At 33.9% G+C, this 26,168-nt stretch carries 23 protein-coding genes and 1 riboswitch; of the genes, 14 read left to right on the top strand and 9 right to left on the bottom strand.

Annotated elements, in window-relative coordinates; translation table 11 throughout:
* Positions 1 to 100: 100 nt before the first annotated feature.
* Positions 101 to 2,248, bottom strand: coding sequence for an AAA family ATPase (locus ACTXGU_RS17560; protein WP_443482831.1), 2,148 nt, complete (start codon positions 2,246 to 2,248; stop codon positions 101 to 103).
* A gap of 340 nt (positions 2,249 to 2,588) precedes the next feature.
* Between ACTXGU_RS17560 and ACTXGU_RS17555 the strand changes: the two genes are divergently transcribed.
* Positions 2,589 to 3,632: a YkvI family membrane protein gene (locus ACTXGU_RS17555; protein WP_443482830.1), complete on the top strand. Its 1,044-nt coding sequence runs from the start codon at positions 2,589 to 2,591 to the stop codon at positions 3,630 to 3,632.
* Between the two features lie 289 nt (positions 3,633 to 3,921).
* Here the strand turns inward: ACTXGU_RS17555 and ACTXGU_RS17550 are convergent, their stop codons facing one another.
* Positions 3,922 to 5,283, bottom strand: coding sequence for a PFL family protein (locus ACTXGU_RS17550; protein WP_443482829.1), 1,362 nt, complete (start codon positions 5,281 to 5,283; stop codon positions 3,922 to 3,924).
* 16 nt (positions 5,284 to 5,299) lie between these two features.
* Positions 5,300 to 5,575 carry an ACT domain-containing protein gene (locus tag ACTXGU_RS17545; RefSeq protein WP_443482828.1) on the bottom strand — a complete coding sequence of 92 codons (276 nt, stop codon included), beginning with the start codon at positions 5,573 to 5,575 and terminating at the stop codon, positions 5,300 to 5,302.
* A 404-nt stretch (positions 5,576 to 5,979) separates the two neighbouring features.
* A riboswitch (glycine riboswitch) is annotated at positions 5,980 to 6,056 on the bottom strand.
* Positions 6,057 to 6,301: 245 nt separating this feature from the next.
* On the opposite strand from ACTXGU_RS17545, the gene ACTXGU_RS17540 reads away from it, so the two are divergent.
* A complete protein-coding gene (locus tag ACTXGU_RS17540) occupies positions 6,302 to 6,403 on the top strand; it encodes a DUF6254 family protein (protein WP_443482827.1) in 102 nt (33 codons plus the stop codon).
* A 387-nt stretch (positions 6,404 to 6,790) separates the two neighbouring features.
* Here the strand turns inward: ACTXGU_RS17540 and ACTXGU_RS17535 are convergent, their stop codons facing one another.
* Positions 6,791 to 6,964 carry a YkvS family protein gene (locus tag ACTXGU_RS17535; protein WP_443482826.1) on the bottom strand — a complete coding sequence of 58 codons (174 nt, stop codon included), beginning with the start codon at positions 6,962 to 6,964 and terminating at the stop codon, positions 6,791 to 6,793.
* A 634-nt stretch (positions 6,965 to 7,598) separates the two neighbouring features.
* Here ACTXGU_RS17535 and ACTXGU_RS17530 point away from each other — a divergent pair.
* Complete coding sequence (locus tag ACTXGU_RS17530) at positions 7,599 to 7,793, top strand: hypothetical protein (protein WP_443482825.1); 195 nt, start codon at positions 7,599 to 7,601, stop codon at positions 7,791 to 7,793.
* Positions 7,794 to 7,935: 142 nt separating this feature from the next.
* On the opposite strand, the gene ACTXGU_RS17525 is transcribed toward ACTXGU_RS17530, so the two are convergent.
* Positions 7,936 to 8,292, bottom strand: a complete 357-nt coding sequence (locus ACTXGU_RS17525) for a PilZ domain-containing protein (RefSeq protein WP_443482824.1) — start codon at positions 8,290 to 8,292, stop codon at positions 7,936 to 7,938.
* 445 nt (positions 8,293 to 8,737) lie between these two features.
* Here ACTXGU_RS17525 and ACTXGU_RS17520 point away from each other — a divergent pair, with 445 nt between their 5' ends.
* The 3 genes from ACTXGU_RS17520 to ACTXGU_RS17510 all read left to right on the top strand — a co-directional run bounded on the left by ACTXGU_RS17520 (position 8,738) and on the right by ACTXGU_RS17510 (position 12,005).
* Positions 8,738 to 9,004, top strand: coding sequence for a phosphocarrier protein HPr (locus tag ACTXGU_RS17520; RefSeq protein ID WP_443482823.1), 267 nt, complete (start codon positions 8,738 to 8,740; stop codon positions 9,002 to 9,004).
* The gene (ptsP, locus tag ACTXGU_RS17515; protein ID WP_443482822.1) at positions 9,004 to 10,722 is read left to right on the top strand and encodes a phosphoenolpyruvate--protein phosphotransferase; all 1,719 of its coding nucleotides are present in this window, start codon (positions 9,004 to 9,006) and stop codon (positions 10,720 to 10,722) included. The genes ACTXGU_RS17520 and ptsP overlap by 1 nt, the downstream gene beginning before the upstream one ends.
* Before the next feature lie 389 nt (positions 10,723 to 11,111).
* A complete protein-coding gene (locus tag ACTXGU_RS17510; RefSeq protein WP_443482821.1) occupies positions 11,112 to 12,005 on the top strand; it encodes an NAD(P)-dependent oxidoreductase in 894 nt (297 codons plus the stop codon).
* Between the two features lie 80 nt (positions 12,006 to 12,085).
* Here ACTXGU_RS17510 and ACTXGU_RS17505 read toward each other — a convergent pair whose 3' ends face one another.
* The gene (locus ACTXGU_RS17505; protein ID WP_443482820.1) at positions 12,086 to 13,240 is read right to left on the bottom strand and encodes an aminotransferase A; all 1,155 of its coding nucleotides are present in this window, start codon (positions 13,238 to 13,240) and stop codon (positions 12,086 to 12,088) included.
* A gap of 378 nt (positions 13,241 to 13,618) precedes the next feature.
* On the opposite strand from ACTXGU_RS17505, the gene ACTXGU_RS17500 reads away from it, so the two are divergent.
* The 4 genes from ACTXGU_RS17500 (at position 13,619) to ACTXGU_RS17485 (ending at position 17,582) form a co-directional block, all read left to right on the top strand.
* Positions 13,619 to 13,903 carry a hypothetical protein gene (locus ACTXGU_RS17500; protein WP_443482819.1) on the top strand — a complete coding sequence of 95 codons (285 nt, stop codon included), beginning with the start codon at positions 13,619 to 13,621 and terminating at the stop codon, positions 13,901 to 13,903.
* Positions 13,904 to 14,477: 574 nt separating this feature from the next.
* Entirely contained in the window at positions 14,478 to 15,005 is a 528-nt protein-coding gene (locus ACTXGU_RS17495) for an RDD family protein (protein WP_443482818.1), read from the top strand.
* A 32-nt stretch (positions 15,006 to 15,037) separates the two neighbouring features.
* Positions 15,038 to 16,348, top strand: a complete 1,311-nt coding sequence (locus ACTXGU_RS17490) for an MFS transporter (protein ID WP_443482817.1) — start codon at positions 15,038 to 15,040, stop codon at positions 16,346 to 16,348.
* 328 nt (positions 16,349 to 16,676) lie between these two features.
* Positions 16,677 to 17,582: a chemotaxis protein gene (locus ACTXGU_RS17485; RefSeq protein ID WP_443482816.1), complete on the top strand. Its 906-nt coding sequence runs from the start codon at positions 16,677 to 16,679 to the stop codon at positions 17,580 to 17,582.
* A gap of 225 nt (positions 17,583 to 17,807) precedes the next feature.
* Here the strand turns inward: ACTXGU_RS17485 and ACTXGU_RS17480 are convergent, their stop codons facing one another.
* Positions 17,808 to 18,272: a YkyB family protein gene (locus ACTXGU_RS17480; RefSeq protein WP_443482815.1), complete on the bottom strand. Its 465-nt coding sequence runs from the start codon at positions 18,270 to 18,272 to the stop codon at positions 17,808 to 17,810.
* 368 nt (positions 18,273 to 18,640) lie between these two features.
* On the opposite strand from ACTXGU_RS17480, the gene ACTXGU_RS17475 reads away from it, so the two are divergent.
* A complete protein-coding gene (locus tag ACTXGU_RS17475; protein WP_443482814.1) occupies positions 18,641 to 20,743 on the top strand; it encodes a sensor domain-containing protein in 2,103 nt (700 codons plus the stop codon).
* Positions 20,744 to 20,983: 240 nt separating this feature from the next.
* On the opposite strand, the gene ACTXGU_RS17470 is transcribed toward ACTXGU_RS17475, so the two are convergent.
* Complete coding sequence (locus tag ACTXGU_RS17470; protein ID WP_443482813.1) at positions 20,984 to 21,718, bottom strand: C39 family peptidase; 735 nt, start codon at positions 21,716 to 21,718, stop codon at positions 20,984 to 20,986.
* A 356-nt stretch (positions 21,719 to 22,074) separates the two neighbouring features.
* Between ACTXGU_RS17470 and ACTXGU_RS17465 the strand changes: the two genes are divergently transcribed.
* Positions 22,075 to 23,292 (top strand): EAL-associated domain-containing protein, encoded by a 1,218-nt coding sequence (locus tag ACTXGU_RS17465; protein ID WP_443482812.1) that lies wholly within the window; start codon positions 22,075 to 22,077, stop codon positions 23,290 to 23,292.
* Between the two features lie 282 nt (positions 23,293 to 23,574).
* Here ACTXGU_RS17465 and ACTXGU_RS17460 read toward each other — a convergent pair whose 3' ends face one another.
* Entirely contained in the window at positions 23,575 to 23,814 is a 240-nt protein-coding gene (locus ACTXGU_RS17460; RefSeq protein ID WP_443482811.1) for a glutaredoxin family protein, read from the bottom strand.
* A gap of 371 nt (positions 23,815 to 24,185) precedes the next feature.
* Here ACTXGU_RS17460 and ACTXGU_RS17455 point away from each other — a divergent pair, with 371 nt between their 5' ends.
* Together ACTXGU_RS17455 and ACTXGU_RS17450 are read left to right on the top strand one after the other, a co-directional pair.
* A complete protein-coding gene (locus ACTXGU_RS17455; protein WP_443482810.1) occupies positions 24,186 to 24,422 on the top strand; it encodes a YkuJ family protein in 237 nt (78 codons plus the stop codon).
* A gap of 803 nt (positions 24,423 to 25,225) precedes the next feature.
* Positions 25,226 to 26,131 (top strand): LysR family transcriptional regulator, encoded by a 906-nt coding sequence (locus ACTXGU_RS17450; RefSeq protein WP_443482809.1) that lies wholly within the window; start codon positions 25,226 to 25,228, stop codon positions 26,129 to 26,131.
* Positions 26,132 to 26,168: the final 37 nt, after the last annotated feature.

Here is a 26,168-nt window from a genome sequence, read left to right as displayed (position 1 = left end):
CAAAGTGGTTCCCTCTTCTTTTAGATGATAACTATTCAAAAGTTTCTATATCCTGAATAGAAGTATGTGCTCCAAAGTAGCTGATTCCATACATATGCTACTATTTATTAAGGTTTTGTTGTATTTTTACAGCTTCGACTACAATGTTTTCATCTTTTATTACTGCTGTTAAATGATTTGTGTCCGGTTCTTCTAAAATAAAGTCTGCTAAATTATCTTCCAAATGTTCTTGAATTACTCTTCTTAATGGGCGTGCGCCAAAACTAGGGTGCGTTCCCAATTCTACTAACTTATCTTTTACCTCATCTGTAACAAAAAGCGTGATATTTTGGTCTTTTAACGTAATGGCCAACTCTTCTAATAATAGATCTGTAATGCGAAGTAGATGTTGTTTTTCTAACGATTTGAATTCAATGATAGCATCAAAACGGTTCAGAAACTCTGGTTTAAAGAAATTTCCTAAAGATTGTAATAAATTGCTTTCTTCCAATGCTGCATTATTCTCAAATCCTACGACGATTCTTTTCGTGCCAACACTTGCATTGCTTGTCATAATAATAACAGCATCTTTAAAGCTGACTGTTCGGCCATGGCTGTCTGTTAGGCGTCCGTCTTCTAGAATTTGCAGAAAAATCGATTGAATATCAGGATGTGCTTTTTCGATTTCATCTAACAATATAATGCTGTACGGATTTCTTCTTATTTGCTCTGTTAATTGGCCTGCTTCTTCATGCCCAACATATCCTGGAGGTGAACCGATGATTTTACTAATACTGTGCTTTTCCATGTATTCACTCATATCCAAGCGGATCATGCTGTCTTTGCTGCCAAACAATTCTTCTGCCAATGTTTTCGTTAATTCTGTTTTTCCGACTCCAGTAGGTCCGACAAATAGGAAGCTTCCAATTGGTCTGTTTTTCGCTTTTAAGCCTGCTCTGCTTCTTTTTATTGCTTTAGCTACTTTTCTAACAGCTTCATCTTGACCAATTACTTTTGTAGCTAAATGATCCGCTAAATTTTTCATTTTAAGCTGTTCATCTTGTTGCAGTTTCCCCACAGGGATACCTGTTTTCTTCTCAATTAATTGTTGGATTAACGATAGGTCTACGATAGGTTTTTCTTCGATATTTGGCTGATTTAACGCTTTTTCTAATCGTTGTTCTTCTTCGCGGATAACCGCTGCTTGTTCGTAATTTTCTTCTTTTAATGCAAGCTCTTTTTCTTTTGCAATTTCAGCTAATCTGTTTTCGATTTCTTCTGTATTTGTGTAATTGGATGAAAGGTTCATTTTTGACCCTGCTTCATCTAATAAATCAATCGCTTTATCTGGTAAATAACGATCTTGAATATAACGATGTGACAATTCTACACAAGCTTTTATTGCTTCCTCTGTAAACTTCACTTCATGGAATTGCTCGTATTTATCTTTAATACCATTTAAGATGGAAATGGCTGCATCAACAGATGGTTCTGAAACTTGTATAGGCTGGAATCTTCTCTCAAGTGCTGCATCCTTTTCTATCTGACGGTATTCTTTTAAAGTAGTAGCACCAATTATATGAAGTTCTCCTCGTGCTAATGCTGGTTTTAAAATATTCCCTGCGTCCATCGAACCTTCAGCAGATCCTGCGCCGACTAGCTGATGAATTTCATCGATAAAGACAATAACATTTTTTCTATTTTGAATTTCTTGGATTATCTGTTTCATACGTTCTTCAAATTGCCCGCGAATTCCAGTATTTGTGACAAGTGAAGCTACATCTAATAAAATAATTTTTTTATTTTTTAATTTTTTTGGTACAGAGCCTTCTACAATTTTTAATGCTAAACCTTCTGCAATGGCTGTTTTTCCAACGCCTGGCTCTCCAATTAAAACAGGATTATTTTTATTTCTTCTATTTAAAATTTCTATAACACGTTCTATTTCATTTTCTCTTCCAATTACCGGATCAATCAAGCCTGCTTTTGCAAGATTATTTAAATTTTTCCCGAATTTTTCAAGGATGCCATTCGTACTATTTCTAGTAGGATTTTGGTTCGTTGACTTCATTGCCCCTGTTTGATTAAACGACTTAAATATATCATCAAAAGGGGAAGAGTCGGAAAACAATGAATTAGGATTAGATGTCAATTTTTGTTTTTCTTTTTGGTAACAGCTTTGACAAAGGTTAAATTGGTGTTCTTCATTGTTCCATACAAATCGTACACTTACATTTGCGTTATTTTCTTGACAAATTTGACATTTCATATAAATTTCCTCCTTTTGGATTTGATCATTTTTGACCTTTGATATACTTATTATACTTTGACCTTTTTTGATCTTCAATATTTTTGCTTAAGAAAAAGATGGAAATAGATAGAAAAGGCTAAATCGAGCAAATTTTTCTTCTAGATTGTAGCATTACTACCAGTAGCAAAATGGCTTTAGGGAAGTCAGATGTAGGGGAGTATTGAAAAAAAGATCAATTGTTGGCAGCTTACAACAAAGCTTTGCTCTATTATGTAAAAATAAGCAGAATAAATCAATAAAAAAGCTCGTCTTTGTTTGTCCTTTTATACATATAGTGTAAGTAAGGGGAGGAGAATATGTGAAAAACAAATGGAGTGCAGCCTTTCAGTTAGCTGCTGTTTATGTTGGAACCGTCGTTGGTGCCGGTTTTGCAACAGGAAAAGAGATTGTAGAATTCTTTTCACAATTTGGCGTGATCGGTTTAATCGGCATCTTAATCAGCGGCACGATATTTGCCTTTTTAGGTTCGAAACTTATGAGAATTTCTGTGAAAATAAAAGCAAATTCTTATCAAGAGTTTACTATTTTTTTATTTGGAAAAGTAATAGGAACATGTATAAATAGTATCATGTTAATTATGTTAGTAGGGGTTTGTGCAGTCATGCTTTCAGGTGCTGGGGCCGTTTTCGAAGAACAATTGGGAATAAGTAAAGGAATTGGAGTGATCTTTACCATTGGCTTATCCGTGCTTGTTATGATGGTAGGGATGAAAGGATTATTTGCTGTAAATACATTTGTTGTTCCGATCATGATTAGTTTTAGTTTTATGTTATTTTTTTTATCCGTTCAGCTTCCAGATTTTTTTCTTCATATATTTACTTTTTCCAATAGTGGGTGGAAGGCTTTTGCTGCACCGTTTTCTTACACGGCTCTTAATTTATCGTTAGCCATTGCAGTCCTGGTTCCAGCTGCTTCTGAAATTGGAGATGATGAAACGGTTAAATGGGGAGGGTTAATTGGCGGTATTGCTTTAATGTTCATATTAATATCCAGTCACTTTACGCTAATGATGCTGCAAGATGTAAACAGTTATGCAATACCAATGGCAACAATTATGAAAAGCTTAGCACCAGAGCTTTCTTGGATTTATATTTTGGTTATTTATGGAGAGATATTTACATCTGTTATTGGAAATGTGTATGGTTTGGAAAGACAAGTAAGCAGTTATATAAAACTTCCGAGCATTCTTATTATTGCCTGTATTTTTTTCGTTTCGTATGTGATTAGCTTTATCCATTACGGGAAACTGTTATCATGGCTGTATCCTTTATTTGGATACATCAGTTTGCTCTTTTTATTGCTGCTTTGGATAAAACCAATTCCGAAAGATAAAGCGAATTAAAAGCGACATAAAAGAAGGGGTATATCCTCAGGCTGTCGAGAAACGCTCGCTTTCTTCGTTGTTCACCTTGCTTGGATGCTCATTACTGGGTAACAGAGGATGAACGACTAAGTACGTCACGTCCTGTGACAACGTCGTTCTGACCAACATCCTGTTGCCCGCCGCTCCTCCCAAGGCTTCACGCTGTGATGCGATAAACGTTTTCGGTCAGCCTGAAGTTTCTGCAATTATTACTTTTTCTACAAAAGAAGGGGGACCTTGCTTTTATGGCACTGAAAAGACTTGATATTTAGTTTATTAGTGCTTGTAATGGAGATGGAATACGGCCGCCTCGATCAATTAGTTTTGCAGAACTGAATGGATTGACACCCATAACAGGAGCTCTTCCTAACAAACCGCCAAATTCAACAATCTCTCCTTCTTTTTTACCTGGTACTGGTATAACACGGACTGCTGTTGTTTTTTTGTTAATCATACCAATTGCTGCTTCATCAGCAATAATGGCAGATAAAGTGGCTGGTGATACTTCTCCAGTTAATGCAATCATATCTAGGCCAACGGAACATACACAAGTCATTGCTTCTAGTTTAGATAAACTTAAACTATCATCTAAAATTCCACGAATCATGCCATTATCTTCACTTACAGGAATAAATGCACCGCTTAAGCCTCCAACGTAAGAACTAGCCATGGCTCCGCCTTTTTTTACCGCATCATTCATTAATGCAAGTGCAGCGATAGTACCATGTGTACCAACACGCTCTAAACCGATTTCTTCTAGTATTTCGGCAACACTATCATTGATTGCGTTTGTTGGCGCAAGGGAAAGATCCATAATGCCAAAAGGAACGCCAAGACGATCTGCTACAACACGTCCGATTAATTCTCCGGCACGAGTAATTTTAAAGGTTGTTTTTTTAATGATGTCTGACACTTCCCCAAGATCTGCTTCAGGGTATTTTTTTAGGGCATTTAAGACAACGCCAGGACCACTTACACCTACATTAATAACAACTTCGCCTTCACCAGCGCCATGAAATGCACCAGCCATAAATGGGTTATCTTCTACAGGATTGCAGAACACAACAAGCTTTGCGCAGGCAAGTCCATTTTTATCCTTTGTTTTTTCGGCAGCTTCTTTAATAATATTGCCCATTTGTTTAACGGCATCCATATTAATTCCTGTTCTAGTTGTAGCAACAGAAACAGAAGAGCATACACGATCTGTAACAGTTAATGCTTCTGGCAATGCATCTAGCAGTGTTTGATCTCCTTTTGTAATTCCTTTATGTACAAGGGCAGAATAGCCGCCGATAAAATCAACATTAAGCGTTTTTGCTGCTTTATCTAATGTTTTGGCTAATGTAACTGCTTGTTCTACCGTTGCATTTCCTAAAATTTCTGCAATTGGAGTAATGGAAATACGTTTATTGATAATGGGAATGCCGTATTCCTGTTCCACTGCGGTTGCAACTTCTGTCAGCTTGCTTGCATAAGAAGTAATTTTTTTATAGACAGCATCGTTTAGTTTATCAAAATCTGAATTTGCACAATCATATAAACTAATTCCCATCGTTACTGTTCGGATATCAAGATTTTCCATTTGAACCATATTAATGGTTTCCATCATTTCGTTTAATGCGATTTTCATATTATTCCCTTCTTTCTTAAACCCGATGCATAGACTGGAAGATTTCTTCTAATTGAATGTTTATTTTTAAATGAAGCTCATTTCCGAGTTCTTCAAATTGATTACGCAATTCATCAAGATTTTCATTTTTTGAAATATCAACTAACATCATCATTGTAAAAAAATCTTGGAGAATCGTTTGACTAATATCCAAAATATTAATGTGATTATTGGATATTACGGTTGTTACTTTACTTATTATACCAACTTGATCCTTACCTATTACGCTTACAACAGCACGTCGTTGTTGCATATTTGTCACCTCATTTAAATAATTGCTTTGTTAACAGAATATGTTGAGCTTGTGCATAATGCACCTGCCACCATAGCTTTAACAAAATAGGATAGTTTAATAAGAACATTTTTTTTTCATATAGAGGGTGTTCAAAAAGTCCGAGAGCCATAGCGGTCGAACGTCAGTCTTCGCACAGCACCGTTTATGCCTTTGCGTTTCGTGACTTCTGCATTTCGACCTTTTCTGCTTTGATTGTCCTTCTTTTTGAGCATGCACATTTAGGAAATGACTTTTTTCCGACACGTAGAGGAATAGACATCCATTTTGGTAGTATGAAGAAAATGAAAAAAAAGACTGGATTTCTCCAATCTTCCTGGTCAATTATCAGCTAGAATAACGAATCATTACGTAAAGTATGTATTAGTTACCCTCCTGTCCTTTTACCTGAGATTGTGAATCCTTCGGTGCCGCATTGTACGGTCTCTCCAGAAGCTGCTCCTGTTATAGTTTGATCCATAACGTTCATCGCGTGCCATTCATATATGAAATATATTGTGATGGTAACAGTTTTTCTGCTTACGGTCAATAACTAAAAAAAGAACATTTTGTGAATGGAATTTTTAAAAGCAACAATCTCTATGAAAACAGTCAAATTTTAAGAAGAAAGGATAAGCAAAAAAAGATAAAAGGCGAGGATAAAAAACGGAAAAAAGATTAACCTACGTAAAGAGAAAGGAGGCTATTATGTCAAAATCACAAAGAGAAAAAGAACGAGAGTGGACTGTAAGAAAACAAAAACAAAAACCTCATGGGAAAGTGAAAACAAAAAAAGAGCTTTCTGAATAAATCAGAATAGAATCGATAATCAATCATCAAACACATTTGTTAGATATGAAAGTTTCGCATGGGAGACTTCATCGGGGCTGTCCCAAAAGGGTAAATCTATTGAAAATTGAAAATCAAGAATGTTGATATATCAGTATTCTTGAACATAAAAAGGGGCATCCAATAGCCGGAAAATGACTTATTGGACAGCCCCGATTCTCCGAAGTTTCAGCATACTGAAACAAGTTTTTTAAAAGATAAGAAAGAAATTTTTCTGAAGTCTGACAGATGTCTAGCTCCAGCGCCTAGCCCTTGTGAAAAATAACCCTTTGTCCTCTAAAAGTTAAAAGCGCTTTTCGAGTTAAATGAACATTTTTCTTCAGGGCTGACCAAGGCGCTTCCGCTTTTCTATTTAATAATTTTGTAGTTTTTATGATTTACGACGGTTCTTTGTTCTAATTCAAGATCACGATAATTGTTCATATATGTTAAATCGACAATTACAGAGTTTTCATTTACTTTTTCGACTATACCTTGCAACCCTCTAAATTCAATTATATTCCCAATCTCGGCTCTTTTCACTGACATCCACTCCTTAATTTTCCAAATTTTATATAAATTCTGTAGTTATAGTTTGCACTATTAGAATTTATTCGTAAAGAAATATGATATTTGTCTATAATTAATAAATAAGTAGAATTTATGTATAGTATGTTTACTAGCATTAAATGATGCATACATTTTCATCTGAATAGTCTGGGAATTCAGGTGAGAATGAAGGTGCTGAAGAAGTGTGTTCAAAAAGGTAACAAATTAGAAGCAAGTAGGTCGAGGAGGCGTAGCTTTGAGCAACTGACTTCCACAGGATGTGGTGACTTCAACGTTGCTCACAGGACGTGAGCAACGTTGAAGATCCTCTATTTAGGATACGTGAGTAGCGGAAAAGCAAGCCAACGAAGAGATTCGCCGCTTATCATTTGGTGCCTTTTTGAACATCCTCTGAAATCATATTGAAAAATAGTATATCATACTAATGTATGCTGTTGACAAATGTTATCATTCATTAGATGATCGTTTTAATATCGGAAAGACCATTCTTTAAAAGAAGTCGTCCTTTGTCGGGGCTATTGTTTTTAAAGGCTGTTTTCAATTTAAATATAACAGTATTCGTTCGACAATCTTTATAGTATTCAACTAGAGAGGAGAGGGTACATAAATGGTAGAAGCTAAGGTGAAGGAGATTCTTGAGCAATTAAAAAGTGGTGATATAGAAGAAATCACCATTGGAAAACAAGAATTTTTATCGTTCCGTGAACATCTTGTGAAAAGGGATGATTTTAAACATTATTTTGGTATAGCAGAACGTGGAGGAGATGTTACGTATCGCTATCTAAAAGAACCGAGAAGTTAAAGTGGAATTCAGACTGTTGACAATAGCTTGATCTCACTCATTTGGCTTACATATTTATCCAAATAATATCTATTTGAAACAAGTATTTCAATCAGTCTGAAACGTTTTGCATTATTTAGTCAGTAATTTTGAATAGGTAAAATTAATTATATTTAACATATTCTTTTAACATTTCTACAATTCTTTTTTTTGTACCTTCATCATTTTTTCCTTCATACCCATATAAAAACTGATTTAATCTTGGTTTTTTCCAAATGATATTTCCAGGAATAATAAACTCCTTATTATTTAATTTAAATGTAAAACAGAATAATAGGTGTTCATTATTAACAGGCAAATCTAATTCAGAAATAAATTTTAAGCCATTTGGGCTAAGATCAATGATCTCTGCATTTCCAGGTTTAGATAAGGATGTATTATCCGTTGTATGGAATGTAAATGTTGCCTCAATTGGTTCTTTAAATTGGAATCGGAATGGTTCATCACGTTTATATCTCATTTTTTCCACCACAGCTTTTTTAAATATTTATGTAAACCGCTCAGCAATAAATGATATGTCTATCATTATATGACAACTTCGTTAAATTTTAATGGAATATTTTCTGTTTAACAAGAATTTTTCATTGTCTCCACAAGGAAGAAATGCTATCCTTTTTTTGAGATGTCTTTTTGTAAAACTTAAGCGCCTACATACTTATTTTCATTTCCTTACATTATTTAGATTATTTTGAAGAAAATATGATAGTCAAATGAAAGATGTGACGAGGCAAATTTCACGAAAATTTCACATCTTTTTAGCTTACGGTTTACAATTGTAACTATTAAATTATATATTAGTTATGGGTTAAACAATTCTTGACTATTATAAAAGGTTGTTTAAGTTTTAAAAGCTAGTGTAAAGTAATACATCTTATTTAATTTTTTTTAAAGGAGTTTGATTTTTTATGGTAGAAAAACAATTTAAAGTTATTGCTGATACAGGGATTCATGCTCGTCCTGCTACACTTTTAGTACAAGCAGCAAGCAAGTTTGATTCTGAAATTCATTTAGAATTTAAAGAGAAAAAAGTTAACCTTAAGTCAATTATGGGTGTAATGTCTTTAGGTATTGGTCAAGGTGCGGAAATTAAGATCAGTGCTGAAGGTAGCGATGAACAGGATGCAATTAATGGTTTAGCTGATACTTTGAAAAGCGAAGGTTTAGCAGAGTAATGAGTTTTTTAAATGGAATTGCAGCATCCAGCGGAATTGCCATTGCAAAAGCATATCGTTTAGTTGAACCAGATCTTTCTTTTGAAAAGGCTTCAATAGATAATGCTGAAAATGAAATTAACCGTTTTCAATCAGCGTTAGCGAAATCAAAAGAAGAATTAGGGGCTATTCGCGATAAAGCAAATCAAGAGCTTGGTGCTGACAAAGCAGCTATTTTTGAAGCACATTTATTAGTTTTAAGTGATCCTGAATTAATCGCACCTATTGAAGATAAAATTAAAACAGACGGAATTAATGCAGAATTTGCATTAAAAGAAACAACAGATATGTTTATTGCAATGTTCGAATCTATGGATAATGAATATATGCAAGAACGTGCTGCTGACATTCGTGATGTAACGAAGCGTGTACTTTCACATTTATTAGGAGTACATTTAGCAAACCCTAGCATGATTTCTGAAGAAGTAGTTGTGGTTGCTGAAGATTTAACACCTTCTGACACAGCACAATTAAATCGCCAATTTGTTAAAGGGTTTACAACAGATATCGGTGGAAGAACTTCTCACTCTGCGATTATGGCTCGTTCATTAGAAATTCCTGCTGTTGTTGGTACAAAAAAAGCAACAGAAGAAATTAAAAACGGGGATTTAGTTATTGTAGATGGATTAAAAGGAGAAATTCATATTAATCCAACACCTGAAGTAGTAGAAAGCTACAAAAAAACAGCTGAACAATATGAACAGCAAAAAGCTGAATGGGCTAAATTAGTGAATGAAAAAACTGTAAGCGCTGATGGCGTTCATGTTGAATTAGCAGCAAATATTGGAACACCTAATGATTTAGAAGGTGTTGTTAATAATGGTGGAGAAGCTGTAGGTTTATACCGTACAGAATTCTTGTATATGGGAAGAGATCAGCTTCCAACAGAAGATGAGCAGTTCGAATCGTATAAAGCAGTTCTTGAAGGAATGAAAGGGAACCCAGTAGTTGTTCGTACATTGGACATTGGTGGAGATAAAGAGCTTCCATACTTGGACTTGCCAAAAGAAATGAATCCATTCCTTGGTTTCCGTGCGATACGTTTATGTTTAGAAGAACAAGGCATTTTCCGTACACAATTAAGAGCGTTGCTTCGTGCTAGTTCCTACGGAAATTTAAAAATTATGTTCCCGATGATTGCAACACTAAATGAGTTCCGTGCTGCTAAAGCGCTTTTAGAAGAAGAAAAAGCAAACTTAGTTGCAAACGGTACAAAAGTTGCAGAAAAAATTGAACTTGGAATTATGGTAGAGATTCCTTCTACAGCAGTTCTTGCAGATCAATTTGCGAAAGAAGTTGACTTCTTTAGTATTGGAACAAATGATTTGATTCAATACACAATGGCTGCAGACAGAATGAACGAAAGAGTTTCTTATTTATACCAACCGTATAACCCATCAATTTTGCGTTTAATTAAAATGGTAATTGACGCAGCACATAAAGAAGGAAAATGGGCTGGTATGTGTGGAGAAATGGCTGGAGATGAAACAGCAATTCCATTATTATTAGGTTTAGGCTTAGATGAGTTCTCTATGAGTGCAACTTCTATTTTAAAAGCAAGATCACAAATCTTAAACCTTTCAAAAGCAGAAATGGAAGAGTTAGCATCAAAAGCATTACAAATGTCTACAACAGAAGAAGTAATGGAAGCAGTAAAAGCTGCAGCAAAACTTTCTTAAAAAAAATATTTAGTATAAGTACAGGCACTTTAGCTATATAAGTTGCTTAAGCTATTCTTATTTTAAGAGATTGTCCAATAGGATAAGGTCAAAATTCCTCCCATTTGTCGAATAATAGGAGGAAAATCAGACCCCTTGGACAGTCTCTTTTTTCATTCCTCAAACTTTGGCTTTATGTCTTCCATATTAAAAGTAAAGACTCCCTTCATTTGAAGAAAATTCTATTCATGCTGAAAAGAATTGATCATTCTATATTAATTGTTAGGAACAAAATGTTGGACAAATCATATTTATGAATATTCATAATATTTACCTAATGAATGGTAATTTATGCTATGATTAAATAAGATACATAATTAATAATTACTATATGGAGAGTGAGATTAAGCATGATATCACAAGAAAATAGTACAATTGGGTTTATCGGAACAGGTGTTATGGGTAAAAGTATGGCAAAAAACTTATTAAAAAGCGGTTACGCTTGTTTAGTTTATAACAGAACAAAACAAAAGGCGGATGAATTGCTCTCACTAGGGGCTGAATGGGCAAATACACCAAAAGAAGTTGCTCAAAAAGCAAATATAATCATTACGATTGTCGGTTATCCAGCAGATGTTGAAGAAGTTTATCTTGGTAAAGATGGCATCATCGCAAATGCTAAAGAAAATAGTTATACCATTGATATGACAACCTCTACTCCAAGTTTAGCTAAAAGATTATTTGAGGAAGGAAAAAAACACCAAATACATGTATTAGATGCACCTGTTTCTGGTGGAGATATCGGAGCAAAAGAGGCAAAGCTTTCCATTATGGTTGGAGGAGAAATGGAAGCATTTACTGATTTAAAACCTGTTTTTGAAATTTTGGGTACAAATATTGTTTATCAAGGTGCTGCTGGTGCTGGCCAACATACGAAAATGTGTAATCAAATCGCCATTGCGTCTAATATGATAGGTGTTTGTGAAGCAATCGTATATGCTGAAAAAGCAGGCTTAAATCCTGATACTGTATTACAAAGTATTTCTTCTGGTGCTGCAGGAAGCTTCTCCTTAAGCAATCTTGCTCCAAGAATGACGAAAGGCGACTTTGCGCCAGGGTTTTATATTAAGCATTTTATCAAGGATATGAAAATTGCTTTAGAAGAAGCAAAAGCAATGGGAATGGAAACGCCAGGCCTACAATTAGCAGAAAGTCTATATAGCCGACTTTCGGCACTTGGAGAAGCTGAAAGTGGAACACAGGCATTATACAAATATTTTCATCAATACAGCCATACAATGTAATATTGCAGGGGGAAAAGGAGTGGGTAGCAAAGTTGAATAATAACAAGCTTTACTATCCACTCCCTTTTTATTAACTAAAATTATTTATTTATACTGCGTAAATAGTTCTCTAATCTGTTGCATGCTTCTTCTAATGTTTCCATTGAGTAGGCAAATGATATTCGAAAGAATCCTTCCCCTAGAGAAGAGAATGCACTCCCTGGAACTGTTGCTATCTTCGCTTTATCCACTAAATCCAAACAAAACTCAAATGAATTCATATCAGCAAAGGGAACCTTAATAAGAAAATAAAAGGCCCCATCTGGCATAATAACATGAAGGCCCATGTTTTTCAGGCGGTTAAATAAATAATTTCTTCTATTTTTATATTCTTCCTTCATTGGTACAGCATCATTTATCCCAACCGTCAGTGCTTGTAATGCTGCCATCTGTGAAATAGAGGAAGCGCATGTTACATTATATTGATGTACTTTTAATATTTCTTTGCATATAGCTTCAGGGGCGAATAGCAAACCAATTCTCCAGCCAGTCATACTATGAGATTTGGAAAGACCATTAATTACAATGGTTTTATCACGAAGCATACTTGCAATCGAAATATGGTTTTGATCATATACTAGTTCACTGTATATTTCATCAGCTAAAATAAAAATATCTTTATCTGCTAATAAATTTGCAATATCTTGCAGCTCTTCTTTCGTTAAACTTACCCCAGTTGGATTAGAGGGATATGGTAAAACAATACATCTCGTTTGGTCGGTGATGTAATCTTTTATTAATTCTGCTGTAAAACGAAAGTCATTTTCCCGTATATCGACGTAAACAGGTTTTGCTCCGCATAATTTGATGATTGGTTCATACCCTGGATAAACTGGTCCGGGAAGAATTACTTCTACACCACTTTCTAGGATTGTTCGAAATGCAATATCAATTGCTTCACTGGCACCTGTAGTTACAATTACTTCGGATTCAGGAGCATAATGAAGATTATATTTTTTTTCGACAAACTGAACTGCTGCTTTGCGGACATTAATATCTCCTGCGTTATGTGTATACGTAGTGAGGTTGTTATCAATAGCAGATTTAGCTGCTTCTTTAATATGATTTGGTGTTGGGAAATCTGGTTGTCCAATGGTTAAAGAAAGGACCTCTGTATTGCCAGCAACTAAATTAGAAAATTTTCTAATTCCTGATATTTCAATATTTGTAACTCGTTTATTTAGCAAATGTTCCATAGTAGCCTCCTAATATAAATCTATTAGTTAATCATATCAAATGCATGAAGAAAGAGAAATAAAAATAGAGGAGTTAAGGCGGCGCAAGCGAAGCTACTCCTTCCTGCATACGAATAAAAACCAACATACAAAGCAGCCAGTCTCTTTAAGGTAGAGTCGCAGCTCCGTCCCCAATGTCATCAACTTAAGATTCCATAAATTTCAAACTTTAAAAATGTCATGGAATAGTTAGAATTCAAGCATAAAAATACTTGACTTTTCAAAATCACCACAATAATCGATTTGGATACCTTTTTTGGTATATCAATGACGTGTGGTGATTTTTTATGGTGAAAAGTAAGTTTTTAGAGGCAGTAGAAGTAACCAAAAACGTGCTGCATGATTTTATTTTTATGTGTGAATCTCGTTCAAAACCAACCTATTTTACACGACAAGGAAAAAATAAGTTGGATTTTATCAGCACTATTTCATATCCAAAAATTCACTGGCGATACGGTTTTATCTATTGAACAGGATTTTTATGCGACCATGTTTCTCGCAAACATGGCCGCACTTGTAAAACAAGAAGCCGATGAAATAATTGCCAAAGAACAGAATGGAAAGGAATTGAAATATGAATATACCGCCAAATCAACGACTTTTAATAGGAAAGCTAAAAGATAATTTCATTCAATTATTGTTAGAAAAAAGCGTCAGAAGGCGTAATAAGCTGTATAAAAAAATACTCAATGAAATTCAAAGGAATCGAATTCCTATAAGACCAGGCAGGAGCTTTAAACGTGTAAAAGGATTACGAGCTAATAGAAATGGATTGATCCAAAAGTCCGCTTTCTAAAGTTTTTATTCATGACAATAGGGTGCCAAGGGAGGGTGAAAAAAATTACATTTCATCCGCCCGGGCATTCTATTGCCTTTTTTATGATCCTATTTATGGGATACCCTTTATTTAAAAGAAATATCCCATTTGTTTGGAGAGGTGTCCGCTCGACTCCTACGGGATTAGCGAGAAAGACGAGACCCCACAGGAGCAAAGCGACGAGGAGGCTCGGCGCTCGCCCCGTGGAAAGCGAGCGGTAAGCCTCGGAGAACAGAACGGAAACCCTTACTTCCTATTTAGTTACTTATTTTCCTGTATTTTGAAGGTTAGATTGATGACATTGGCTCCGTCCCCTTTACTACAAAAAAAGGTTGTTTGATTAATGATTTCCATTTATTATTTACAATGGGAGGGAATAAAATGGATATAAATATGAAACAAGAAACACAACTAGAAGAGAAAAATTATGCAGGGTTTTGGATTCGATTTGGAGCAAGTGTTATTGATTCGATTATTTTAGCAATACCACTGCTTATTTTATCCAATTTTTTATTTGCTTTATTTTTAGGATCTTCTGAAGAAGCATTATTAAGTAATCCGGTAATGTTTGAACAAGAACCAACAGAGGAAGAATTGATGGCTTTTATAGGACCTTTTCTTGGTGCTGCTTTTGGTACTGCGGTTGTTTGTATTCTGATTAGTTCATTGTATTATGTTATTTTACAATCATCTAAATGGCAAGCAACAATCGGGAAAAAGCTATTAGGATTAAAAGTAATGACGCTGAATGGAGATAAAATTTCCTTTTGGAGAAGTCTTGCAAGGTATTTAGTATTGGGCTTTCTATCGGGTATATTTTATATCGGGTATATAATGGCTGCATTTACAGAAAAGAAACAGGCGCTTCATGATTTGATTGCAGGAACTATTGTAGTGAAGTCGAAATAATTGGTATCAATCAGCTTGAAGGGAGCTGCTGAATGGAACGTACTAAAAAGAATCATCTACGAAAAAATGAAGGTTTAGCTTTGTATTTTTCTTTACCCGTTTTATCATGGGCAATTTATGATGCGGCAAATACAATCTTTTCGTCTAATATCAATACGATCTTTTTCCCGATGTATTTACAAGAAGTAGTTGGATCAAATGAGGTGCAAAGTCAAATTGCCAGTACGTTTATTTCCTATGCAAATGCTATTGCAAGCTTTTTATTAGTACTATTTTCCCCGTTATTCGGTGTCATAATGGATCGCACGGGAAGGAAAAAGAAATATATCGTAGTTTTTACTATATTAACGATACTTTGTACATTTGCCATGGGGGTATTTGCACAAATGACATTGCCAAAAACGATCGTTTCTATCCCAATGTCATTATTATTCGTGATTATTTTATTTGTTTTAGCAAAGTTTTTTTATCAGTCAAGTCTGGTGTTTTATGATAATATGATTTCAGATTTAGGAACAAAGGAGCAATTGCCAGTCATTTCAGGATTTGGTGTTGCGGTAGGATATATTGGGACTCTTATCGGATTAACAGTTTATTTATTTATAGAGAACGGCGCGTTTCAGCAAGCTTTTATACCTACTGCTGTTTTATTTGCGTTTTTTTCCTTGCCATTATTCGTATTTATGAAAGATACACCAAAAGAAAATGTAAAAAAACAATCTTTTTTTTCGGGATATAAAGAAATATATGATACGTTTAAACAATTAAAATCGTATCGTAAAATTTTTATTTTTATGCTAGCTTATTTTTTTCTAAATGATGCATTAGCAACGACAATTGCTATGATGGCTATTTATGCCAAAGCAATAGTTGGTTTTAGTACGGGGAAATTTATCATCCTTTATTTAGTATCTACCATATCAAGTATTATTGGTTCCTTTGTATTTGGACTTATAGCAAAAGCAAAAGGTTCCTACCAAGCCATTAAATATGTAGGAGTTTTATTAGTTATTGCCCTGCTTATGGCAACTATTGCGTGGAATGAGCTTATATTTTGGATTGCAGGCAGTATGTTTGGCGTTGCATTAGGCAGTATGTGGGTAACGACAAGAAGCTATATTGTGGAGATAACGCCTGAAGATAAAAGAGGGCAGTTTTTTGGATTGTTTGCTTTTTCTGGAAAGGTTTCTTCTATTATCGGTCCGCTTTTATACGGAAGCATCACGTTATTATTCGCGGATCTAGGTAATGTAGCAAGCAGAATGGCTCTTGGATCGTTACTAATTTTAACCGTAATAGGGCTGTTTATTCACGCTTCTATTCAAGAGAAAAAGGTAGTTTAAGAGCATCTAATTGTTACATATAAATAGAAAACCTTTAGTAGAGAAGTTTAATTCATACTTTCACTATTAATATCCCAACATTATAGAGATGTGGAATAATTTGTTCAAAAAGCAGGAAATCCTGCTTTTTTTTATAAAAATAAATCGAATCTCTTTAGTTTACAAAAGAATGGTCGATAAAAAGATTAGAATATTCAGTAGAAAATTTTTCTGTTCATGTATTTGTAAAACTTATTTAGAATATAAGGTTATTTTTAAGTAGATAGGTTATGTTTACATGCGGCAAAAGATCTCAATTCTTGTACTTAATGGAAGAAGGGGAAAGAATATGAATAACGATAAAGGAATTTTATTAGAAAGTGGCACAAATGAATTAGAAATCGTTGAATTTTCGATTGGAAACAATAAATTTGGTATTAATGTGATTAAAGTAAAGGAAATTATTAATCCAGTCCCTATTATTCAAATTCCTCATTCTCACCCGAATGTAGAAGGGATCATGGAATTAAGAGGGGAAGTACTGCCAGTTGTAAATTTAGCTAATGCACTTGGTTTTACTCCGTCTGACACACCGGAAAAAGATAAATTTATCGTTTCAGAGTTTAATAAAACGAAAATAATTTTTCATGTACATAATGTTACACAAATTCATCGTATTTCGTGGGAAGATATTGAAAAACCTTCAGATATGTATCAAGGATCTGACAGCCAAATTATTGGTGTCATAAAACAAAACGGAAACATGATTTTATTATTGGACTTTGAGAAAATCGTGGTAGACATTAATCCTAGCTCAGGCATCAATGTACAACAAGTAAAGAAATTAGGAAAAAGAGAACGGAGCAATAAACAATTAATTGTTGTTGAAGATTCGCCGTTATTACGAAAACTATTATTGGACACGTTAACGGAAGCTGGGTTTCAACAAATAGAATTTTTTGAGAATGGTCTTGAAGCGCTAAACTTTTTACAAGGGATAATAAACTCAGGCATCAAGATAGAAGATAAGGTGCAGTTAATTATTACTGATATTGAAATGCCGCAAATGGATGGACATCATTTCACAAAAAGAGTAAAGGAAAATCCGGAATTAGCACATTTGCCAATTATTATTTTCTCTTCTTTAATAACAGAAGATTTAAGACATAAAGGTCAAATGGTTGGCGCTGATGGACAAGTGAGCAAGCCAGAGATAGCGGAGTTAATACTAATAGTTGATGAACATATCTTATAATTTATCTCTTCCTTTTTAGGGGGACGATCGGCATTTTTTAGAGGATCGCAGGTGGGATTTATTAAACAGGTAAAGAGGATCCTCAATTAATTCCCCGAAGTTAGCTTATAGAAACCAATTTACTAGGGTCTGATTTCGCACTATAGATAGTATATTTGATGCGAAAAATATACTATCATTGTGGATCCGACCCTTGCGGCATTATGCCGCTTTGGCTGTAGGCTGTTAATAACTTTCTCCAAGCCTTTTGAAAACGGGTTTTACATATTTCTTTTTTCTTAAGTCATTATGCTGATCAGGTTCTTTTAATCCAGTGTAATGGATTAGGAGTTTTTTCGCTTGATTTAAGGAAAGAGTTGATTTAGGATTTCGGACATCATTGCTTAATGAACCTAAATGGGGTAATTCTTCAAAATCTTTTTTTGTGGGAGGTAAATGGAATAAATACTTACCGCATTCAATTAATATATCTGATTGCTGTTGACTGTTTTTTGGATTATTGGAAAAATGAAGACCGATTTTTTTAGCTTTTCCTTCTTCTATTAGTTTTTTCAGACTATTATGTTTTAATTTATATAAAAATCTTGGATCAGTTGCTGTTTTCGCATGGCGATTTACAACAAAAATTGCTTGAGAGAGGTTTTCAATAGTTGGATTTAAATGGGATGGGTAGTGATGATACCTATTCATTACCTTTATACTCCTTTCAATTGTATGTAGAATACAAGCTATTATACTATTTTTACGGCAGAAAGGAAATGGAAGAAGTAATTTATTCCGTAAAAAGTCCATTTAGGGGGAATGTTTTGTGATCCACAAAATCCAAGCTGCCTTTTGGGAGATGGAAGAACCAGTAAAGGAGATTTTTACATTAATTAGACGTGATAAGGAAGAATTCCATTGTAAATTTATTGTATAAATTACAGTAATTGCTGAGGTATTATAGAATAGTAAGTATTTCTGTTTCGTATCGAGATGATAAGGGATCTTCAATAGCTATAAGTAGATAGGAATCATACATACTAGAGAAATTAGCATCAAATATAAGGATGATTAAAATGAATATAGACAATAAGCAATTAAATAAGCTGAGTAAGAATGATAACGAGAACGATAATCTGAAAGAAATTAGTTTTGAAATAATAAATAGTCATATGAAGGATATGGTTTTTATTATGAAAGTAGAAGAAGGACCTATTTTTCGTTATCTTTTTGTTAATGAAGCATGTCATAATAAATGTGCATTACCTAAAGAACTTATTGGTAAAACATTTAAAGACGTACTTACAAAGGATATGTATCAGTTTTTACAAGGTGAGTATGCTAGTGTCTTTTTTACGAAAAAAACTCGTTTATTTACTAGCCAAAAGAAAATGGACGATGGCAGCAGATGGAATAGTGAATCGGTTTTAACACCTATTTTTGATGATTTGGGCAATGTAAAATATATTGTAGCAATTACAAAAGATGTAACAAAATCTTTAAAAGAAAAGAAACAATTGATCGAAAGTGAACAGCAATTTCGTTCTCTAGTAGATACTAATTTGGATGCGATAATTTCTGTAAACTTACACGGTGAAATACAAGAAATTAATCCTGCAGGTGAGACGCTACTACAAGCAGCTTGTAAAGAAGAGAAACCTAACTCCATCTTTGAAATAATTGGAGGAAACCATCAACCTGTTTTTAAAAACCTGCTAAATAAATGTAAATTAACGAATGCTTCACAGTCATTAAATGCATCATTAAAAAGTGAAAATGATCGACATTTACCTGTTCATATAAAAATCGTTCCTATTCTCGTACATCAAGTAATGCAAGGGATGTACATCATTATGAGAGATATGTCTGAAAAAACAAAAACAGCTGAAAAAATTCATTATTTAGCATTTCATGATCAATTAACAGGTCTTTATAATCGTAGAGCCTTATTAGCAGATATAAATCTAGAAATAGAAAAATTAAAGGGATCTGAAATACAATTTGCCTTATTAACCATTGATTTAGACAGATTTAAATATATTAATGATACATTTGGCCACATTGTGGGCGATCAAATATTAATAAAAGTGGCAGAAAGGTTATTAGAATTTCATAATAGTAATTGTCATGTGTACAGACAGGGTGGCGATGAGTTTAATATTCTGCTTGCAAATACAACAAGAGAGCATACACGCAGATTTGCTCAAAGTATTCTCTCGAGGTTTGCAACTTCCTTTTACCTTAGTTCCCAAGAATATTATATTACGCCAAGTATCGGCATCAGTATGTATCCTATTGATGGAAACAGTGAAGAAACATTAATTAAAACAGCAGACGAAGCACTTTTTCGTGTGAAAGAACGGGGAAAAGCGCATTATGAGTTTTATTGTGCAGAAATGAACAGTACATTAAAAAATACAAATATTGTTTCACTCGAAACAAATTTAAGAAAAGCAATTCAAAATAAAGAATTAGAGTTATTTTATCAACCACAAATAAACTTAACAGATAATACATGCAACAGTTTTGAAGCTCTTTTAAGATGGAATAGCCCAAATCTTGGCTTTATTTCACCAGGTGAATTTATTCCGTTAGCGGAGGACACTGGATTAATTGTGCCAATAGGTAATTGGGTTATCGATACAGCGTGCAAACAAATTCGAGAGTGGAAATTATTTTATAAAAAAGATTTTCGTATCGCGATTAATTTTTCACCAAAGCAATTTCAACAGCCGAATTTAATCGAAATAATTAAAGAGGCAATTTGTAGATACGGTATTGATCCATCTGCACTAGAAATTGAAATAACAGAAGGTGCCATGCAAAATACGATGGAAGCAATCCCTGTATTGCGAAAACTAAAAGAATTGGGCGTTATTATTTCGGTTGATGATTTTGGAACAGGTTATTCATCATTAAGTTATATTAAACAATTTCCAATTGATGTTTTAAAAATAGATCAATCGTTTGTAAAAGATGTGCTGATAAATGCTAAAGATGCTGCTATTACAACAACTATTATTCATTTAGGGCAAAATTTAGGCATGGAAGTAATTGCCGAAGGAGTAGAAAAAAAAGAACAGGCTGACTTTTTAATTCGTGCAAATTGTCATAAAGCTCAAGGTTTTTATTTTTCAAAACCACTTTCAAATAAAGAAATCATTCAGTTTTTTTTATAGGGTATGTATTATTTTTGTAAAAGTACATAAAGATAAATTAAGTATACTCTTATATGTTTTGTTATCCATTCTTTGCTTCATTTAGTTGTATTTATAAGGAACGGTAAAAAGTGAAGGGATGGAGTTTCAATAGAAGACGTTCCATCTACTTGTTTAAGAAGAAGAGATACCAAATCAAGAAAAAAAGGAGCTGTTTTCGATAGCATCAGTGGGGAAGGACTTCCCCACTCGATCATGAAGCTATTGGTAAGTGATAGCCCTTGATTTTAACGCAATCCAGGATTGAATAAAGCGTTTTTTGTTGACTTTTACATTCTTTTTTCCTAATAAAGGGTCGTTTAAAAAAACATACTCTTTATTAAAGCCTACTAATACAACTGCATGTAAATCTAAAGGTGTTTTAATGATATGTCCATTATGTTCCCATTCCTCCCATCTATCGGGAAGTCGATAGTCGCCCGTTGTCCAGACTACTATAGGGAAACCTTTTCTTACATGATTTTCGAGGACAGAAAAGTCTTGATTTGTTAAATTAAGGGCTTGATTAGGTAGATAATGATTTACTAATTCCTCCATTGGTTTATCGAAAACCGCATAGCCAGCTTTTTTTCCAGTCATATCCCCAACAAATCCGACAGAAGGATCTCCCCATTTCAAAATATTTCCTCGTTTTTTTACTAAGGGATCTTTGTCTAATCTGATTTGATTAAATAAATCCATTTTCGTTACTTTTAATCCTGCATAATTTAGAACCATCGTTAAACTAGTCACTTCACATCCATACTTTAATTCAGGATTTTGTTTAACTAGTGGTACATCTAATATAATTGTTTGATTTCCGGTCATTAATGCTTGCTTTTGGATCGTATGCATTTTATTAGAAATGCTGTGCAAATCAAAAGTCTGCATTAGTGATGATGGTATGTGTAATGGAAGTAATGAAAGGGAGAAAATGATTATCTTAAACTGATGCATTTATTTCCTTCTTTCAAATGCCGACTCCCACTATTAATGTTAACGAATATCAATCTTTTATGATAAGACATTATTTCCATGTATATGTGGTAGAGAAGGAGGAAGAACGAAGAAAGTGAGTGTTTAGTCGTTTAGAAAACACTTAATATCAACTTGAGCAGGCTTGTAAGGAGCAAATTTAGCAAGGTAGGAATGATATCTGTGAAAATGTAAACAACAGAAAATTAGCGATCTTCGGCAGCCTAAAAAGGTATTCAGAAAATGGAATAAATATTGCATATAATACATCAATATCACATAAATATGAGTTTTTTTATGTTATAATAAATCATTATTTAGAGGGAGGCTTTCAAAATATGGATGCTTTGGATATTTTGACAGATTTAGATAATGTCATCCCTTATTTTCAAGCGATATTCAGTGCAGATGAACACAAGGTGATTGGTTATGAAATATTAGGACGGTATAAAACAAAAGGGGCTATAGAAAGTTTAGGGCCCTTTTTTATGGATGAAGGAATACCAGAAGAATATAAACAAGAAGTTGATCATGTTGTTCTGACAAAAGCTTTGGAAAAAGCAGTAGATCTTGATAAAGATGTATTGCTTTTTATAAATAGGGATGCTGATTTGCTTATGCAAGATGATGGGGAAGCGTTTCTGCAAATGCTGTTATCTTTTGAGGAAAGAGGAATCTCATTAAATAGAATCGTTTTAGAAATTTCAGAAAGAAACTATAAAGGACAATCTGATCACTTGGATCATCTACTCATTTATTATCGAACATATGGAATTAAAGTTGCCATTGATAAAATGGGGAGTGACAGCAGTTACTTGGATCGAATTGGAGATTTAGCTCCAGATATTTTAAAAATCGATTTATTAGCACTCCGCTCCACGTCTACTTCCCATACTTATCAAAATGTTTTATATTCACTCTCCATGCTTGCTCGTAAGATTGGCGCAACATTATTGTTTGAAAACATTGAGATGGTGTATCAACTGCAGTTTGCCTGGAAAAATGGAGGCAGATTTTATCAAGGGTATTATTTACATTATCCAGAGGAAAAGTTTGTAGATCGACATTTTCGAAAAACAACATTAAGAGATGAAATTCATGAATTTATTTCTTATGAAAAAAAGAAATTAACTGGCATTTTTCAATTTTCAGAAACATTTCAAGTGCAAATCCAAGAATTAATAGGGAAATATCGGAAGCATAACTCTTACGAAGAACTACTTAAATTTTTATCAAATGATTTATCTGATATTGCCTTTAGAATGTATGTTTGTGATGAAGATGGTTTTCAAAAATCTTCCAATATATTCAAGGAAGATTCAGACTGGATACTACAATCAGATTATAAACATAAAAACTGGAGCTGGCGTCCTTATTTCCTAGAAAATATTATTCGAATGAGGAATGAAAAAAGAGGGATTCTTTCGGACTTATACAGTGATATAGAAACAGGTGAAACGGTTAGAACATATTCTTTTCCGTTGAATAGTCATGATTATTTATTCATTGATTTATCATACAATTTTTTAGATAAAATGGATGTATTATTAAATTAAATGAGAGGAAAATACTTTCTGTTAAATTATTCCTTTTTAAGGGGGGGGTTACAGGAGGTGTTTTTTTGTTAGGCTGTTTTCGTATAGAGTGTTGCTTTTAAACGCGCAGCCTGCATACACTTCGTCCGTTTAGCGAGCGTCGAGCCTCCTCGTCGCATACGCTCCTGCGGGGTCTCGTCTTTCTCGCATTCCCACAGGAGTCTACGTGTATGCAGGCTGCTAAGAAACGCTTTTCCAAATGTCTTATGTAAAAAACAACAAACTTTTAGAAAACAGCCTTTGTTAATTAGTAAAACCTAATGCTTGTTGAAGCTGTTCCAAGTCAAAACCAGTAATAACTTTACCTTCTATTACAAATGTAGGCGTAGTGTATGATTGATATTTGTTTATTAGTTCTTTTTTAGCATTAGCATCTTTTTGAATATCTTTTAATTCATATGGAAAACCCTTATCTTGTAAAAATAATTTTGCAAATTCACAAGGCGGGCAATCTGGTTGAGTATAGATAGTGATTTTTTTCAAAATAGTAATCCTCCAATTGCTGAGTATAGTTTCATCATACTCATTCATGTGCTTAATTTCAATTAATAAACGTTTTGAATATTCACTCACAGTACATATATAATAAGAAAAGCGTAAGGCGTCTGCCTGTCAGTGCCCTAAAGCGACACTCGTCAAAGTTGAAAAAATTTTTTTACTTTCTTGCCTTTTAAAAAAAGATTAGCAAATTTTTCACTTTTACTTGGACAAACCACGTACAATCTTTTATTCTGTTATTATTGGCATTTACACATAAGTAGAAATACCTTCAAATTTAATTGGAAAGTGTATAGAAACGTGCTAATAGTGAAACCTATTGGTAATATATAGGTTTGTTTGAAAGGAGAGAGAGCATGTCACAACTTCAAGGCATATTAACAAGATTAAAAAATTTACAAGAACAATCAACAGGGGGAGAACCAACCCAACGATTTTTTGAAGTGAATGGTGAAAGGAAATGTCAAGTTACATTTCATCCTAAAACCGAAACGTTTGAGTTAGAAGTGTATCAGGATAAAGAAAAACCGAAAAGATATCAATTTGATAATGTTGATATGATTACGATTGAAATCTTTGATTTAATTCAATAAAACTTAACTTTGGAGCTGCTATAGCTCCTTTTTATTGTTTTCTCAAAGTTAGTTGTTTTTTACGCGGAAAAATGGGAGAAGAGATACTCAGCAGCCTGAATACACGTAGACTCCTGTGGGAATGCGAGAAAGACGAGACCCCACAGGAGCATATGCGGCTCAGGAGGCTCGACGCTCGCTAAACGGACGAAGTGTATTCAAGCTGCACGTTTAAAAGCAACATTTTATACGAAAACAAGCCTTATTTTTTCTGTAAAGAATACACACTTTTAGTAGCATATATTTTTGAAAAATGACTTATGCTAACAAATGAGGTGAATGAAATGATTCCTAATGTAATCTGTCCCCAATGTTTAAAAAAAGAAACGTTGGAGCATGTATTAACAGCTCAATCTAATCAAAATATTATTTACCAATGCCCAAGTTGTAATTATACAGTCAGAAATATTCAAACAAGTAAAGGGTAAAAAGAGAATCATAGCAAAGGTATAAAAAGATTCTTAAGGCTTTTTTCTAAAAGTTTGTTTTTTTTAATAACATAATAAACATGTCTGAAGCACTGAGCAGCCTGAATACACGTAGACTCCTGCGGGAAAAGCGAGAAAGACGAGACCCCACAGGAGCAAAGCGACGAGGAGGCTCGGCACTCGCCCGCGGAAAGCGAAGTGTATTCAGGCTGCGGATTAAATAACAACAACCTATTTGAAAAGAGCGTTTTTTAGCATGGATCATATTATAAAATGTACAAGAAGTGACTTTTAGAATTGAGCTCTACTAATAAGAAAACAGTAAAGAGGAAAAAGATGTCTACTATGTCTGAACTACAGTTGCTAACTGTATTAGCACAAGAAATGAATATGAGAAAAGCTGCAGAAAGACTTTTTGTATCACAGCCTGCATTATCCCAACGTCTTCAAACAATTGAAAAAGAATGGGGGGCTCAATTGTTTATCCGCTCGCAAAAAGGCCTTTCGTTAACAGCTGCAGGAGAAATAGTTACAAAATTTGCAGCAGAAACGATAAACAAAGAAGAAAGAGTGCGTGAAGAAATCTTTGCTTTGGAAGAGGAAGTACATGGAACGTTAAAAATTGCCGTAGCAAGCATTGTTGGACAAAATTGGCTTCCTGCTGTTTTAAAACGGTTTGTCGCTAAATATCCTCAAGCAAAAGTATCTCTTGTTACAGGATGGAGCAGTGAGATATTAAAATCGATTTACAAAGATAATATCCATCTTGGCATTGTTCGTGGATATTCTGACTGGAAAGGTACTAAAATGCATTTATTTGATGATCCTTTGTATCTTGTTGATACGGAAATCTCAAGCTTAGATCAATTACTGCAAACGGATAGACCATTTATACAGTTTAAAAGTGATTCAAATTATTATGAAGAAATTGATTTATGGTGGCACAGGCAGTTTCAAATACCACCAAAGAAAACAATTGTGGTAGATCAGATTGAAACATGTAAACAATTATGTTTTAACGGTATAGGTTATAGTATTCTACCTTCCATTGCATTAAAAGATGCAGAACAAAATGTATTAAAAATTCCATTGTTTAACGAAAAAAATGAGCCAATAAAAAGGGAAACATGGCTTATGGGATATGAAGCATCTTTTCAATTGAAACAAGTACAAGCATTTATAGAAATTGTCAAAGAATATTTAATAGATTGTCCATTCCATAACGGTTACAACCTAAAATAAGGAAAATGATTAAAGTGAATTGCCCCATTTTCCATGA

Source organism: Niallia sp. 01092 (genome assembly GCF_052318935.1).
Lineage (GTDB): Bacteria > Bacillota > Bacilli > Bacillales > Cytobacillaceae > Niallia.
Note: the sequence above shows the minus strand (reverse complement) of the source record. Positions and strands in the feature narration are given on the sequence as shown.

Bases quoted from the DNA above. Each gene is read 5' to 3' on its own strand.
- ACTXGU_RS17560 (WP_443482831.1), bottom strand. From the start codon at position 2,248: ATGAAATGTCAAATTTGTCAAGAAAATAACGCAAATGTAAGTGTACGA.
- ACTXGU_RS17550 (WP_443482829.1), bottom strand. From the start codon at position 5,283: ATGAAAATCGCATTAAACGAAATGATGGAAACCATTAATATGGTTCAA.
- ACTXGU_RS17545 (WP_443482828.1), bottom strand. From the start codon at position 5,575: ATGCAACAACGACGTGCTGTTGTAAGCGTAATAGGTAAGGATCAAGTT.
- ACTXGU_RS17540 (WP_443482827.1), top strand. From the start codon at position 6,302: ATGTCAAAATCACAAAGAGAAAAAGAACGAGAGTGGACTGTAAGAAAA.
- ACTXGU_RS17530 (WP_443482825.1), top strand. From the start codon at position 7,599: ATGGTAGAAGCTAAGGTGAAGGAGATTCTTGAGCAATTAAAAAGTGGT.
- ACTXGU_RS17525 (WP_443482824.1), bottom strand. From the start codon at position 8,292: ATGAGATATAAACGTGATGAACCATTCCGATTCCAATTTAAAGAACCA.
- ACTXGU_RS17520 (WP_443482823.1), top strand. From the start codon at position 8,738: ATGGTAGAAAAACAATTTAAAGTTATTGCTGATACAGGGATTCATGCT.
- ptsP (WP_443482822.1), top strand. From the start codon at position 9,004: ATGAGTTTTTTAAATGGAATTGCAGCATCCAGCGGAATTGCCATTGCA.
- ACTXGU_RS17510 (WP_443482821.1), top strand. From the start codon at position 11,112: ATGATATCACAAGAAAATAGTACAATTGGGTTTATCGGAACAGGTGTT.
- ACTXGU_RS17505 (WP_443482820.1), bottom strand. From the start codon at position 13,240: ATGGAACATTTGCTAAATAAACGAGTTACAAATATTGAAATATCAGGA.
- ACTXGU_RS17500 (WP_443482819.1), top strand. From the start codon at position 13,619: ATGATTTTATTTTTATGTGTGAATCTCGTTCAAAACCAACCTATTTTA.
- ACTXGU_RS17495 (WP_443482818.1), top strand. From the start codon at position 14,478: ATGGATATAAATATGAAACAAGAAACACAACTAGAAGAGAAAAATTAT.
- ACTXGU_RS17490 (WP_443482817.1), top strand. From the start codon at position 15,038: ATGGAACGTACTAAAAAGAATCATCTACGAAAAAATGAAGGTTTAGCT.
- ACTXGU_RS17485 (WP_443482816.1), top strand. From the start codon at position 16,677: ATGAATAACGATAAAGGAATTTTATTAGAAAGTGGCACAAATGAATTA.
- ACTXGU_RS17480 (WP_443482815.1), bottom strand. From the start codon at position 18,272: ATGAATAGGTATCATCACTACCCATCCCATTTAAATCCAACTATTGAA.
- ACTXGU_RS17475 (WP_443482814.1), top strand. From the start codon at position 18,641: ATGAATATAGACAATAAGCAATTAAATAAGCTGAGTAAGAATGATAAC.
- ACTXGU_RS17470 (WP_443482813.1), bottom strand. From the start codon at position 21,718: ATGCATCAGTTTAAGATAATCATTTTCTCCCTTTCATTACTTCCATTA.
- ACTXGU_RS17465 (WP_443482812.1), top strand. From the start codon at position 22,075: ATGGATGCTTTGGATATTTTGACAGATTTAGATAATGTCATCCCTTAT.
- ACTXGU_RS17455 (WP_443482810.1), top strand. From the start codon at position 24,186: ATGTCACAACTTCAAGGCATATTAACAAGATTAAAAAATTTACAAGAA.
- ACTXGU_RS17450 (WP_443482809.1), top strand. From the start codon at position 25,226: ATGTCTACTATGTCTGAACTACAGTTGCTAACTGTATTAGCACAAGAA.